A 13,912-nucleotide genomic window follows, 5' to 3' on the forward strand; every position below is an offset into this window, starting at 1 on the left:
TCACATGACTGCGGCAAAGAGTGAACTAGTCGGCAGAAGCATCAGTGAGCTACGCAAACTTCTCAAAGATAAATCAGTTTCGAGCGTAGAAATCTTGCGCGCTCATCAAGAGCACATCGCCAAGCAAGATGGAGATATTCAGGCTTTCATCACGCTCACGCCGGAGTTAGCTGAAGAGCAAGCGAAGAAAGTTGATGCTGCTATCGCGCGCGGTGATGAACTGCCCCTATTGGGTGGTATTCCCGTCGCTATCAAAGACAACATGTGTGTGCCTGGATACAAGACCACATGCGCCAGCAAAATACTTGCCGACTTCGAACCGCCTTATCAGGCAACAGCAATAAGCCGTCTCTTTGAAGCCGGAGCGCTATGCGTCGGCAAAACAAACATGGATGAGTTTGCGATGGGATCATCGACAGAAAATTCATCGGTGAAACCGACCTACAATCCATGGAACAAAGACTATGTGCCAGGCGGATCTTCGGGTGGATCTGCTGCTGCTGTATCGGCGGGTTTCTCAGTTGTTTCGTTAGGCTCTGATACCGGCGGCTCGATAAGACAACCCGCTTCACTGTGCGGCGTTGTCGGTATGAAGCCTACATATGGCACAGTCTCTCGCTTTGGACTGGTGGCATTCGCTTCCAGCCTGGATCAAATTGGACCGTTTGCTCGCAGTGTTGAAGATGCTGCCATCACCCTTAGTGTCATCGCCGGACATGATAAACGCGATTCGACATCTCTGTCGCAATACGGCTTCGGTGAAATCGATTATGCGCAGGGGCTGAGAGAGCGGTCAGCACAAGATCTCGTTGGCGGTTTAAAGATTGGCATCATCAAAGAATTGCAGGGTGATGGCATTGATGCCGATGTTAGAAAAACTGTTCAAGATACTGCCGAGATTTTTACAAAGCTTGGTGCAAGGGTTGAGGAAGTCTCCATTCCCACAGCCAAAAATGCTCTTCCGGTCTATTACATCATCGCCACTGCCGAAGCAAGCGCGAACCTGTCGCGTTATGATGGGGTCAGGTACGGCTTCAGAGATGAAAATGCCCAGGACATTCTATCGATGTACATGGAGACGCGCTCTCAGGGCTTCGGTCCTGAAGTCAAACGCAGAATCATGCTCGGAACCTATGCGCTCAGCTCTGGTTATTACGATGCCTACTACAAAAAGGCTCAGCAGGTGCGGCGCTTGATGAAGGAAGACTTCAATAAAGTGTTCAGCCAGTACGATCTGGTCATCTGCCCTACTTCGCCTACGGTTGCTTTTAAGGTGGGAGAGAAGACTTCTGATCCTCTCGCTATGTACCTGGCAGATATAGCAACAATTCCTGCGAACCTGGCGGGACTGCCAGGTATCTCGGTGCCGGCCGGATTTGGCGCCCATGGATTACCGATAGGAATCCAGATTCTGGGTAATACATTATCAGACGCACTGGTGCTCAAAGCGGCAGCTGCTTTCGAAAAGACCACGGAGTTCCATATCAAGCAGCCACCAATGCTGCTTGCCGCAGGTAAGTAATGGGGAGAAAAATCAATGAAGAGAAAGATTGAATTGCTCGCAGCCCTGGCAATCGTAGTCTCTATGACCGCGCCGGCGCTGGCACAAGGCAATTTTTTCGGGTCGGGTGCAGCTACTCCTCCAGGTGCGGTTGGCAATGTGGATGGTGACGACACCGGTAATAACTCGAGCAATTCGTTGTCGAAGCCTTCTTCAAACTCATCAAACTCTCCCGGTCTGGCTCCAGGACCGACCGGAGGTGATTACACTTCCGACGAAAAGCGCATGCAGAGGAAGTACAAAGATAACGTCAAGCACGCCAAAGATTTGATTGCAAAAGGCGAATCGATGATGAAGAGCTGCAATGGCAACGTGAACCATAAGGACTACAAAAAAGGCAAGATCTACAAAGAGATTGGCGAAAAGTCTCTGGCTGATTTGACTGCCAACAATCCTTTCCCTGAGCTGGAAAAGCCAGTCAAGGCCGGCAAGTCGAAAGACTCCAACAAGCAGGAACTCTAATATAATCCGTCGCGTACAGCATGGAACGCACTCGTCCCGAGTGCAAATGGAACGCACTCGTCCCGAGTGCAAATGGAACGCACTCGTCCCGAGTGCAAATGGAACGCACTCGTCCCGAGTGCATCACTCACTAACCTGTTAAGGCCTGCGAATCAAACCACTTGATAGATTCAAGCGCAATCCTGACCTGCCTGTAATAAGACTGATACGCCATTAGAGGAGCCTGGAAAAACACTTCCTGCAACTCCTGACCGCCTTTGTTGACATTGATGTAGACGTTGAGAAACTTGGTCACTTCCTCTTCGTTGTGCGCGTTGAACAAGCCTTCGATCATCATCACTGGTCTTTGTTGTACGTTCAATACGCGTCCCTGCAAAAGGTTGCAGCGTGCTGCGTATCTGCTTTTAGGCGGGTTTAAATTGACATATTGATTGTCGCCTACCGTTGGTCCGAGTACGTTTCGCAGGGCTACAATGTGTTCCGATTTCAACGCGATAACATGTTGAGACGCTTGTTTTAGAAGGGTGCTGAAGTAAGTGGCGTCGCTGATCGAGACCTTATCGCCGCGACAAAAGACACGTAGTTCGATTTTGGGATTAGCTATCGGGCTGAAGGTAGTCAGCATCCACTCTCCACCGTGTGAAAATGAGGTGCTGGCAACGCGCCAGCCGTGCGGGAGCTGAAATGTGTGGATCGCCCCCAGATGCCTGTTCTTGTATCCTGAGAAAATCATTCCATCGCCGATGAGCTGTCCATCAGCGCTTTGGTAGATTGTCGAATCGGCAAAGTTGATTAAATCCATCGCAAAATTACCTGAGTTTGTCCGCTCACGCCACGCAACTTTTAGGTTGATGTTTCGATGTTAAATGATAATTGTGTTCGAAAAGTGACTCACTAAAATCGATGTATTCCGTCAAAAACATCCTGCTAAGATCATGTCTGGTCCGTGCATGTCAGGAGAAACGTTGATGAAACGCCAGTTTTTGGCAGGTTTGCTTGCGCTTGTAATGAGTATGAGCTGCGCTTCTCGCTCGTTCGCTGTAGAGTCTGCTGCCGACACCAAACAAGGCGCAGATCCCTGGTGGAAGCATGCTGTTATTTACGAGATCTATCCGCGCAGTTTTTGTGATTCCAACGGTGACGGCACTGGTGACCTTAAGGGAATCACGTCGAAACTGGACTATCTCAAGAGCCTTGGCGTAGACGCCCTCTGGTTGACTCCTTGTTATCCGTCGCCGCAGGTAGATTTTGGCTACGACATCTCCGACTACACTGCTATTGCGCCAGAATATGGAACTCTGGCTGATTTCGACGAACTGGTTGCAGAAGCTAAGAAGCGAAACATCAAAATAATCATGGATATGGTGCTGAATCATACCTCCGACAAACATCCATGGTTCTTAGAATCAAGTTCTTCAAAAGACAATCCGAAGCGTGATTGGTACATCTGGCGTGATGGAGTAGGAGATTCCACACCGCCTAACAATTGGACTTCTATCTTCGGGCACTCTGCGTGGAAATTTGATCCCAAAACTAACCAGTACTATTACCATTTGTTCTATCCAGAGCAGCCAGACTTGAACTGGCGCAATCCGGAAGTTCGCACTGCTATGTATGATGCAGCCAGATTCTGGTTGGATCGTGGCGTTGCCGGATTTAGATTGGATGCGATCATGGCCTTATTCGAAGAACCAGACCTGCCTGATAATCCTGTTTTACCGGGCAAGAACAAGTTTGGCGATCAAAATACTGATTGGATTCACAACGATCGTTTGCCCGAAGTTCACGATGTACTCAAGGAGTTGCGCAAGGTTGTGGACTCCTATCCAGATAATCGCGTGCTTATCGGAGAGACAGGTGGACGCGATATTGCTGATTTGTGCACGACGTACGGAAAGAACATGGATGAAATTCAACTGCCGATGAATTTCTTCTTTGCCTACATTAATAAGCTTTCCGCACCCGACTTCCGCGCTCGCATTGCCGAATGGGATCAGAATCCTTCTAAAGGATGGCCTGTTTACCTGTTTAGCAATCACGATCAGATTCGCCATTACGTCAGATATGGGGACAAAGTTCACAACGATGATATCGCTAAGTTGACTGCCACCATGCTGTTGACGCTTAGGGGCACACCGCTTCTGTACTATGGCGAAGAGCTAGGCATGGAGAACAACGATCCAAAAACGAAAGAAGCTGTTCAGGACCCGATTGGAAAATTGGGATGGCCGGACGAGATCGGTCGTGATGGTGAGCGCACTCCGATGCAGTGGAATACTTCTCAGAATGCCGGGTTTACCAGCGGTCCTCGCTCCTGGTTGCCTTGTCCAGACAGTTACAAGACATACAATGTTGTATCTGAAGAAGCCGACAAGAATTCAATTCTGAACTTCTACAAAGAGTTGATTCGTTTGCGTAGAACTGAAGATGCCCTCATCAACGGTGATTACAGGGCAGTCGACGATGACAAGGAAGTTTTGTCTTACGTGCGCCGCGGTGAGAAGAAGAGCATCTTAGTGGCACTGAATATGACACCAGAAACGAAAGTCATGAAATATGATCTGAAACCTTTTGGTATCAATTCGAACTCGGCGACGACTTTATTGGCTTCACCCAGGAGCAAATCGAGCAGCGCCAGTTTGAGCCACCTGACTCTGCCTCCATTTGGGGTGTACATAGGTCAAGTGCAGTAAGTAAGCAAGCGACAGCTCAAAACGAGTGAAGCAGGTCCATAATGGCGGGCTCTGAGTGGGCTTTCTTATAGATGCGGTTGATTTCTTCGACGCGATTCATAAAGAGAGCAGATTCAGTGGTTTTGCCCAGTTTGGACGTGATATCTGAGAGATATGCGTATAAAGAGGCGACCTGAAAGCTCTTGGGACCCCAGCACTCTTCGGCATAGAACAACGCATCCATGTAGAGCTTTTCGGCTTCGCGATAGCTTTCTCCACGCGCAGCGAGGTCTCCGGCAGCAGTTAGCACCATTGCAATCATGTCTGCCGATATGTTCATCGTCGGTCTCCGGAGTTTCCGCCTTTCTCTAATATACCCAGATTATCGGAACTTGTGCGGTTATTTCCCAGGGGTCTTGGAGATTTTGAGCAAGCTACCGCATTACGATCTTGGAATCCCATTTCTCATGTTCTATCTTCCACTGACCATTTTCAAGGGTCAGTTCGATTTCGCCAGTTGTGGATTCACTGACCTTGTATCTGGGGTTTTGCTTGGCTGTGTCACGTGGTTTGGCGATAGCCTTGAGAATCGCGCTGGTGCCGTTCACCTGTTCGCTGGTGACTATTACCTCTTTTGGCAGACTGGCTTTGAACAGGGGAAATATGAAATTCAACTCTTCTTTTGACATGGGTTTGTCATGTGCAATCGATGTTTGCGATCGAACCTGATACAAGTCTGTGTAGCTGGTTGCCGCTAGTTCTTTCTTGTGTAATTCCATGTAGCAGGCAGTGGGTGAACTCTGCTGAGCATTGACCGCACCTGAGGCGCCCAGTTGAAAAATAATGCTCAAAATCACCACATTAAAGCGGTTCATACGTCCCTCCGAACCAAAATCTTCTTACGAGTCTTTTACGGTTCAGTTGGAAAAATTAGCGGTGGCGATATGTAATGGAGTTTCGGCATGCTCAGGCCGGTGAAAGGGTCTGCTCAGCCAGTGCCGCTATACGGCTGAGCACCTCATCTATGTCGGCGTTAGAGATGCCGTAGTGTGTGACAGCTCTAATGCCGAGTCTTTGCTCTATGCCGACCAGAACTCCGCTCTCTTGCAGTTGTTGCTGGAGCGCAGTCCTGCTTATATGCGGGATGGCGCTGTCGAAAAAGACCATGTTTGTTTTAGTCTGAGTGGGATCGACTTTGATATGCGGCAGTTTGGATAAACCATTGGCAAGCCGCAGTGCTGTTTCGTGGTCCTCAGGCAAGCGGTCTATCATTTTATCCAGCGCCACATGGCACGCTGCGGCCAGAATACCAACCTGACGCATACCACCGCCAAGCAATTTACGCATGCGTTTGGCTTCCCTTACGAATTGTTCGCTTCCACAAACCATTGATCCCGCCGGAGCAGCCAGCCCCTTTGAAAAGCAAAATTGGACAGAATCGAAGTTTTTTGCTAATTGTGCTGGTGTTATATTCAGTGCCAAGCAGGCGTTGAACATTCTGGCGCCGTCGAGATGTAGTTTCAAATGATGACGATCGGCGATTCCCCGCACTTCTTCAATATAATCAAGCTTGATTGGGTGTCCGTTCCAGGTGTTTTCCAGGCAAATCAATTTTGTTCTTGCACAGTGAATATTGTCCGGATTAATCGCAGCTTCAATCGCTGAAGTGTGAATCGAACCATCTGCAAGATTCGGAAGCGTTTTCAAACTGATCCCACCCAGGACGGAAGCGCCGTTTTGCTCCCATAAGTTGATATGGCTTGATTCGCCGATGATGGCTTGATCGCCGCGACCGCAGTGCACCAGCAGCGATATCAAGTTGCCCATCGTGCCGCTGCTGACGAATAGTGCTTTTTCTTTACCTAGCAGTTCTGCTACGCGTTCCTGCAGGGCATTAACCGTTGGGTCTTCGTCGTAAACGTCGTCACCAACCTCTGCATTGAAAATCGCGTTTCTCATCTCTGGCGAGGGCACTGTTACAGTGTCGCTTCGAAGGTCGATCGTTCTCATCTCTAAGCTCCTGAAATCGTCTGCATTGCATTAAGATTGGCGTCTTTCCATTGACTAATAGTATCGCTGCAATGCAAAATACTATCCCTGAATTGAGTATTTATGACGAAATTAGCGGTTCACAAGGTATTAATCAATGCCCCAATCGAGAAGGTTTGGGAGAAACTTGTCGACTGGGAAAATTGGACCAAGTGGGATAAGGGGATGAAATCCATTCGCTTCAAGGAGCCGCTGGCGCTTCATTCGAAAGGAAAAATAAATCTCGGACCGGGTCTTAACGCCACACTGGTAATTACCGAATTTGAGCCTGGAACATTCTATAGAAGTGAGTTCAAGCTCTTTGGTTCGCGATATGAATTTGAACATCACCTTGAGAGTGCCGCCAGATTTACATTGGTGACATTCCGTATCAATGCGGAAGGCTTTTTTGCTGAAGCTATGCACTTGTTCTTGATGGCTAAATTTGGCGAAGTGTTGCCGCAATGGATGGATAACTTCAAGCAGCTAGTCGAGCTGGGAAAAGTCGACCCAGTACTGAGGCGGCAGAATAGCTCAGTTGAAATAGAATAGCTGCCGAGTGTAGCAATTGTTCGCAACTAAATAGACACAATTGGCATTTAGGATCTTAATTACTCGCGATTACCTTTCAGGACACAACAGCGAGGGTTAGCAGATCTGCTTCGGCTACTGTCACATCGTGTGACGGTGCTGGATTCCACGTGAGGTTTTTTCATGTCCAATGATGCACCAGCTGAACCGAAAAAAGTTCAAGAGGTGCAGCAGCACCAGGCTCTGGATAAGCCTGATCTGAACTCGGTACGAGATACTCTCGTTGCTGGTCATGGAGACGATTCTTATCGTCAGGCTTTCGCTGGTCTCTCGCCTGACGAAGCAGAGAAGAAAGTCGTGAAATTAGGATTTCCGAAGAGTTCCGATGTGGCGAATTACAATGGCAGTCCAGAATCTGGTAAAGATTGTTCGGAACAGTTCAAAGGCATTTCGGAAAAGCAGGCCCTTGCTGATTACACGTCTACTTTGAGGAACGCTGGATTTACGAAGAGTGAGGCAGAGGACCTTGCTCTGAAAAGCATGGACAGATTGAAGTCTATAAAAGCCGGCGGCGATGACCATCTCAGGGGTACTCCGGCGGAGCAACTGGCTCGTATTAACAAAGCCATGTGCGACATCTTGGACAAGAATGGCGTTAAGGACGGCAAACTTTTCGACGGTCAAATTGATTATTCGACAATCTTCGGTCGCAAAAACACAGTTAAGGATTTGGCCTGTCGGATTGCCGATCCGCCGCGATTCGTTGTTCAAGGCGATCACTTCAGCTGTGTCCTGGAGTCGGAATTAAAGCAAAAGCTCGAAGCTGGGGACGTGGCTGAAGTGGCGGAATTGACTGCTTCTGTAGTGAACAATGGCTTTGCGCAAGTCAAGCAATTGGATGGCAAAACGAGAATTGTGCACGTCGATAGCTCCAGCTTCAAACCTGATGCTGAATCGAGTCTTGCCTTCAATCCCCAGTATCATGGCGATAAAGGCAAGCGCGGAGCGGCTGGACATGTCTGGGATGCGCTTGCTGGACAGACTATGGCCGATTTGAAATCGGAGCGGGCGGGCCTTCCTACATCAGCAGACGGCATCGGTAAAGCTAGCTACGTGTACATGGCTGCACATTCGGAGAATTATGGCGTCAAAACTAAGACTGGCGAAGGCTTATTCAAGAAGTCCGGTAATGGTTATGTATTTAAGGAAGACAATCCGGGCGCGGCATTGTGGGATGTTGCGCATCTCAATAAAGCTCTTGGCGGACATGATGGTGCTGTCTTCGTTCATCAGAAATTGGCTGGTTCAGACAGACCGCCAGCAGGAAAGGGCTTTCCACCCGACCTGCATATCACCACATTTAGTGGCACCGACGATCTGCGCAACAAGCTTGCTGACTTTCAAGGAAAGACAGGGCAATCGGCTCAGATTTGCGTAGACGCTCCTTATCTGCCGGGCGGCGGGGCGGACGGGCATGGATTACACGCGATGAATATATCCTTGAATAAAGATCGCACAAGATCATTCCGTTTGGATAATAATTGGCCGAAGGACAAAGATCTCGATGTAGTCTCGGATTCGGCGGTTGATAAGGCAACGAATCCGGATAAATGGATATCTGCTGGAAGACCGACGGCGGATACAATCTTCAGACCGGGCTCTGGTACCAACCCTAATGAAACCGCTGCCGAAGCGGATAAACGACGAGCTGAAGAAAGCAAACGCAAGGAGATCGAGTTAGAGGAAGAGCGCAAAAGAAAGGAAGAGCAACGCAAGAAAGAAGAAAAGGAAACTGCTGAGCGCCTGAAAAAGGAAGAGGAACAACTAGCCAAAGTCGCGAAGGAACAGCGCGATCTCTACCTCAAGCAGCTGCAATTGCAGAAAGAATTAGATGAGAAGCAATATGCGGAACGCCTGGTGGCACACCATATTACGCCGATGGTTACCCCAGTCTAAGGCTCTTCGTAGAATTGCTCTGAGTCTTGCTCGGCAGTCGGCTGTTGTGCGGACAGTTCTTGCTGCGCCGGCTGACTGGCTGGTTTTTGTTCAGTTGGATTTGCGTATGGCGACTGCGATGCATACGGTTGCTGCCAAACCGCTGGGTTCTGCCCGGGTTGGTTTTGCAGCTGCTGTAGATGAGGAAATAAGTTGTGTGTTTGTGGCGTCTGCGGTGCAGTAGGTTGGGGCACCGTATTCGGTGTGACCGGCTGTGCTGCAGATGATGGTTGCTGTGCTGTTTGCTGCTGGTTCTGAGTCGGAGAGGGGAACGCACGTTGCTGTTGCGAGAATTGTGAGTTCGGCTGCGGTTGCTGCGGCAGAGGCTGAGAGATGTGCTGCGCTGGAGATTGTTGCTGCGGCAGGGGCTGAGAGATGTGCTGCGCTGGAGCTTGTTGCTGCGGTAGGGGCTGGGAGATATGCTGTCCCGAAGCTTGTTGCTGCGGCAGAGGCTGGGAGATGTGCTGTCCCGAAGCTTGTTGCTGTGGCAGAGGCTGAGAGATGTGCTGCGCAGGAGCTTGTGGCTGCGGCATTGGCTGAGAGTGCTGCGCCGGAGCGGGCTGCTGCGGCAGTGGCTGCGAGATGTGCTGCGCCGGAGCGGGCTGCTGCGGCAGTGGCTGCGAGATGTGTTGTCCGGGAGCGGGTTGCTGCGGCGGTGGCTGCGAGATGTTCTGCCCGGGAGCCTGCTGCTGTGGAAGAGGCTGTGGACGTTGTGCGGATGCATCGTAGGGAGCCCGACTGAACAAAGCTGATGCGTTCTGGACTACCGGAGTCGCTGGCGCATGCGGCACCGCAGCGGGTGCTTGAGTGGGAGCTTGGGCGGAAGCAGATTGAGGGGCTGTGTGCGTGGGAGCTGCTTGCACAGGAGTAGCTGGGTTCATAGGCGCCTGGCTGTCTGAGCGCTGGGGCGCCAGACCTTGCTGTGCGTGAGCCGGCAATTCGCTAGCTCTTTGACTGGCCTGATGGAAGATAGCAGCTTGTTGTTCAGGCGGTATTCGTCGGAGTTGTTCTAAAGCGCTTGGAGTGCCTTGAGGCTGAGCACTTTGAGTGGTAGGACTTAGTGAAGCTGGGCTTGCCTCATCCTCATAGTCATCGTCATCGTCCTGTTCTTCATCTTCAGATTCCCCGAATTCTTCGTCTTTGAGGTCGTCAATTTCTCTTCCTGATGAAACTTGCGCAGTCACGGAAATGTTTCCGGACACAGGCGTTAAGTTATCGCTGGTGTCAATATCGGAAGCAGGGCGAGAAGGCGTTTCGCTCGCATCTGTTCTATCTCCGGATGCCGAAGAGTCCTGCTGCGCCAATTGCAAGGGTTGGTGCTGTTGGCTGTGTTGCAGAAGGCGTTGGCGAGCATTGAGGACTGGTTGTTCGCTGCCGTCATCCTCAACTTTCTCAACAGTGTGGCTGGCTGTTTCAGCTGATTCAAGCGGCGACTGGTTGACAGAGCTGTCGGCTGATTGTTCGGTGGTGGGCACGCTCAGTGACTGAGCCGAATTCGATGCGGCTTGAGGTGCTGGTTTCGACTGGTCATTCGTCAGTGCTTCGACTCGCGGAGTCGCAGGCGTCGGTGCTGAGAGCGGAGCAGAGCGTGGATCGTTCAAGCTGGCAAGCACGGCAACAAAGATGTCGACCAGGAAAGGATCCCATTGAAGACCGGCACCATTTTTCAATGTTTGAATCGCCTGTTCGCGAGTCATTGCCGGTCGATAAGGTCGATCCGAAATCATGGCGTGATAAGAATCGACGATTGATACGATGCGGGCGGGTAGCGGTATCTCTTCTCCCTTTAGTCCTCGAGGATATCCCGTTCCATCCCAACGTTCGTGGTGGTTTTCGAGGATTTCGCATATGTCGCGCAGAGCACGAATCGGTCTGAGCAGTTGCGCACCGAGTACTGCATGTTGATTGATAATTTCGCGCTCGTCGGCGTTATATTTGCCTGGTTTATTGATCAAATCAGCCGGAATCGACAGCGTGCCAACGTCATGCAAGAGCCCGGCGACTCTGATTTGCTCCACTTGCTGCTGGCTGAGTCCCATTACTTTCGCCAGGAGTTCGCTCAGTCGTGCCGTCTCCAGATGATGTTGCTTGTTGTAATCAGATTTGGAGTAAAGGGCGGTGGCCAGTGCTTTGACCATGTCGACAACTTCAGGGACCAGTTCCTCTTTCTGTTCTGCAGCCGCAGACACTGCTGTAGGAACGAAATCAGCATATGTATTCTGAGGCAAGGTGAATTGACCGGAGTTGGTCACCACTGCTGGTGGCGAAACATCCTTTTCCTGCCCCGACTTTTCTGTCGTCTCATCAGCCGACGATTCAGCTTCGTTCTTACGCTGTGTATCGGCACGAGGCGGCTGTTCCGGCGGCTTGCTGGGACTGATTTCTTCGAACATCAAGTCGCCGGCAGTATGAACCTGGTTTCGACCAAGCCGCTTCGAGAGGTACAGAGCCTTATCAGCCAGGTCAAGCAAGTGCTGCTGGTTGTGCGCGTCTTCTGGAAAAGCGGCAATACCAAAGCTTCCGGTGACGGAGATCTGAATGTCTTCGTGGTGAATAATTTCCTGCGAAAGGCTCTTGCGGATACGTTCCGCCACTACAGCCGCCCCTTCCTGATTAACTTCGGGAAGCACGACGAGAAACTCTTCTCCGCCATATCTCACCGGCAAGTCGACGTCTCGGCAATTGCTCTTTACGAGCTTAGCCACTGCCTTCAAAACGGAGTCGCCGGCAGGGTGTCCATAGTTATCGTTGATTGATTTGAAGTGGTCCACATCCAACATGACCACGGCCAGGTTGCGCTGATATCTTTCTGCCAGACGCAGCTGTTCAGCCAGTTTCTCTTGACCGGTGCGGTGGTTATACAGCCCGGTCAAACCATCTGTAGTGGCTTGACGTTGCACTCGGGCATACAGTCTGGCGTTGGTAACCCCGGTCGCCACCTGGTCTGCCACTGATTTCAGGAATGCTTCATTGTCGCGGTTCCAGTTCGCTTGCGATTCGCATTTGTAACCACCCAGTAACCCGAGCAGTTTCTGCTCATACGTAATAGGAACGAAGAACAGCGAAAAGAAGTGATAGTTTGGCAAAGCATCTTTGCGGAATGGCTCGAGACGGCGATCGTGCGCGGCATCATTAGCCATAAGCAGCTGTTCGCCCTGGAAATGCTGTTTGAACACTTCCAGTGTTCTCAAATCAACATCTTGCTGCATCAGTTGATATTCTTCGTCGGCGAAATATTCTGATCTGATTGAATCTTCCGGCTCATCATCGCTCGGCAGCACAACAAAGCAGCAATCCAAATTGAACCAGCCGGAGAAAGCCTCCAGCATTTTGTGCAAGTTCTCGGTTATGTTGAATGATTGTCTGATTGTGTTGCTGATGCGATGCAGCAAGGTATCCTGCGAACGTAAAATGTCAGATTCCCACCGAAGCAGCTCCAGCTCTCTGTTTCGCTTTAGTTGCAGTTGCTTGTCTTGTGAGAGATGCTCGGTTGCTTGCTCCAGACGCTGAGCATAATCTTCGAGCAGTTGTAATTGAATGGCCAGCTCGCGTTCAGTTTTGCGGTGACGCATTGACGATTTGACCCGGGCGAGTAACTCGGAGTCGAAGCAAGATTCTGATAAGCAGTCATCTGCACCGACGTTGAGTCCATCCACTCTGGCTGTGGGATTGGTGTCGGAAGTGACTAAGATCACAGGCACGTGTTTGAATTGATTTGATTCCTTGAGGACACGGCAGAATGCGTAGCCTGATTTGCCTTTCACCTCGGAATCCAGGACTATCAAGTCAACGCGATTGTTTTGCAGAGCTTCCGTCGCTTTGTCCGCACTGTCTGCTTCGAGTACCTGGTATTTCTCGCCTAGAATTCGAGAATATCTTCTGCGCACGAGGCGATTCGAGTGAACAATCAGTACAAATTCGCTGTCGAAAGATACCCGGTTGGCTTCCGCTGGTTGCGCGTCGCTATTGGGTGCAAACTGTGACATCTTGGTGCTGAGATGTTCGCCCATCAATTTCAAAGTGGCTAGATCTTGCTGAGTAATTTCGCGCGTCGGATCAAACGAAAGAACGCGAATCAATCCCCGCACCGTGCCGGCATTGCCATGCGGTGTTTGGAGAATCGGAACGATTGAGTAAGGGTAACCTTCTTTCTCAGCTGACAATCCATCAGAATCTTCGTCGTCATCGTCGAGCTCCGACTCTGGTTCAGCGGGCACCGCGCCTGATGCCATGTAAGCCTTGCCAATCCACGGACGCTGGGTCTTCTTCACATCCTGCGCCACGTGAGTGTTCGCTACAGTGAGGGGTTGCTGATTCTCATCACTCAGTGTGCCGACAAATTCTCGTGCTTCCGTATCTTCATCTTCTGCCGAAAACGAGATCAAGTTGATGATTTCGGGCTCGCGCACGTAATCTACGAAAACAAAGTCGAACCCAAGAGCCTGGCAAATGTGCCGCCTGATTGCGTCAAAAAATTCTTCCTTTTCAGGAAGCACTTGCTCTTGAGAATTTTTACTTGCGGTCACGGCTAAAATTCAGTGCTGAAGTATGTTCGCATCAATTTTGAGTCTAACAGACGGAAGGTGTTGCTCTCAACACTACCCCTCCCTTACATCATTCCCGCATTTCCTTGACCTGAGACGCGGCATACACGATCTTGTAT

10 protein-coding genes are annotated in these 13,912 nt (G+C 50.4%); 5 read left to right on the plus strand and 5 right to left on the minus strand.

Annotated elements, in window-relative coordinates; all coding sequences use genetic code 11:
• Positions 1-4 precede the first annotated feature (4 nt).
• A complete protein-coding gene (gene gatA, locus EKK48_10960; protein RTL42502.1) occupies positions 5-1,522 on the plus strand; it encodes an Asp-tRNA(Asn)/Glu-tRNA(Gln) amidotransferase subunit GatA in 1,518 nt (505 codons plus the stop codon).
• A 15-nt stretch (positions 1,523-1,537) separates the two neighbouring features.
• Positions 1,538-2,023, plus strand: a complete 486-nt coding sequence (locus tag EKK48_10965; GenBank protein RTL42503.1) for a hypothetical protein — start codon at positions 1,538-1,540, stop codon at positions 2,021-2,023.
• A 130-nt stretch (positions 2,024-2,153) separates the two neighbouring features.
• Here the strand turns inward: EKK48_10965 and EKK48_10970 are convergent, their stop codons facing one another.
• Positions 2,154-2,825: a hypothetical protein gene (locus tag EKK48_10970; GenBank protein RTL42504.1), complete on the minus strand. Its 672-nt coding sequence runs from the start codon at positions 2,823-2,825 to the stop codon at positions 2,154-2,156.
• A gap of 166 nt (positions 2,826-2,991) precedes the next feature.
• Here EKK48_10970 and EKK48_10975 point away from each other — a divergent pair, with 166 nt between their 5' ends.
• Positions 2,992-4,716, plus strand: a complete 1,725-nt coding sequence (locus EKK48_10975) for an alpha-glucosidase (GenBank protein RTL42505.1) — start codon at positions 2,992-2,994, stop codon at positions 4,714-4,716.
• Between the two features lie 16 nt (positions 4,717-4,732).
• Here EKK48_10975 and EKK48_10980 read toward each other — a convergent pair whose 3' ends face one another.
• From EKK48_10980 to EKK48_10990, 3 genes are all read right to left on the minus strand, one after another.
• Entirely contained in the window at positions 4,733-5,035 is a 303-nt protein-coding gene (locus EKK48_10980; protein ID RTL42506.1) for a hypothetical protein, read from the minus strand.
• Positions 5,036-5,129: 94 nt separating this feature from the next.
• Entirely contained in the window at positions 5,130-5,570 is a 441-nt protein-coding gene (locus tag EKK48_10985) for a hypothetical protein (GenBank protein ID RTL42507.1), read from the minus strand.
• A 91-nt stretch (positions 5,571-5,661) separates the two neighbouring features.
• Positions 5,662-6,705: a low-specificity L-threonine aldolase gene (locus EKK48_10990; protein ID RTL42508.1), complete on the minus strand. Its 1,044-nt coding sequence runs from the start codon at positions 6,703-6,705 to the stop codon at positions 5,662-5,664.
• A gap of 102 nt (positions 6,706-6,807) precedes the next feature.
• Between EKK48_10990 and EKK48_10995 the strand changes: the two genes are divergently transcribed.
• Both EKK48_10995 and EKK48_11000 read left to right on the plus strand, forming a co-directional pair.
• Positions 6,808-7,275 carry a hypothetical protein gene (locus tag EKK48_10995; protein RTL42509.1) on the plus strand — a complete coding sequence of 156 codons (468 nt, stop codon included), beginning with the start codon at positions 6,808-6,810 and terminating at the stop codon, positions 7,273-7,275.
• 162 nt (positions 7,276-7,437) lie between these two features.
• Positions 7,438-9,210, plus strand: coding sequence for a hypothetical protein (locus tag EKK48_11000; protein ID RTL42510.1), 1,773 nt, complete (start codon positions 7,438-7,440; stop codon positions 9,208-9,210).
• Here the strand turns inward: EKK48_11000 and EKK48_11005 are convergent.
• On the minus strand, positions 9,207-13,775 hold the full coding sequence (locus EKK48_11005) for a diguanylate cyclase (protein RTL42511.1): 4,569 nt from the start codon (positions 13,773-13,775) through the stop codon (positions 9,207-9,209). The two genes, EKK48_11000 and EKK48_11005, sit on opposite strands and share 4 nt — an antisense overlap.
• Positions 13,776-13,912 lie beyond the last annotated feature (137 nt).

This window comes from Candidatus Melainabacteria bacterium (genome assembly GCA_003963305.1).
GTDB lineage: Bacteria > Cyanobacteriota > Vampirovibrionia > Obscuribacterales > Obscuribacteraceae > PALSA-1081.

Coding starts and splice junctions, on each gene's coding strand:
- EKK48_10985 (RTL42507.1), bottom strand. CDS start 5,570: ATGAACCGCTTTAATGTGGTGATTTTGAGCATTATTTTTCAACTGGGC.
- EKK48_11000 (RTL42510.1), top strand. CDS start 7,438: ATGTCCAATGATGCACCAGCTGAACCGAAAAAAGTTCAAGAGGTGCAG.
- EKK48_10980 (RTL42506.1), bottom strand. CDS start 5,035: ATGAACATATCGGCAGACATGATTGCAATGGTGCTAACTGCTGCCGGA.
- EKK48_10970 (RTL42504.1), bottom strand. CDS start 2,825: ATGGATTTAATCAACTTTGCCGATTCGACAATCTACCAAAGCGCTGAT.
- gatA (RTL42502.1), top strand. CDS start 5: ATGACTGCGGCAAAGAGTGAACTAGTCGGCAGAAGCATCAGTGAGCTA.
- EKK48_10965 (RTL42503.1), top strand. CDS start 1,538: ATGAAGAGAAAGATTGAATTGCTCGCAGCCCTGGCAATCGTAGTCTCT.
- EKK48_10975 (RTL42505.1), top strand. CDS start 2,992: ATGAAACGCCAGTTTTTGGCAGGTTTGCTTGCGCTTGTAATGAGTATG.
- EKK48_10990 (RTL42508.1), bottom strand. CDS start 6,705: ATGAGAACGATCGACCTTCGAAGCGACACTGTAACAGTGCCCTCGCCA.
- EKK48_10995 (RTL42509.1), top strand. CDS start 6,808: ATGACGAAATTAGCGGTTCACAAGGTATTAATCAATGCCCCAATCGAG.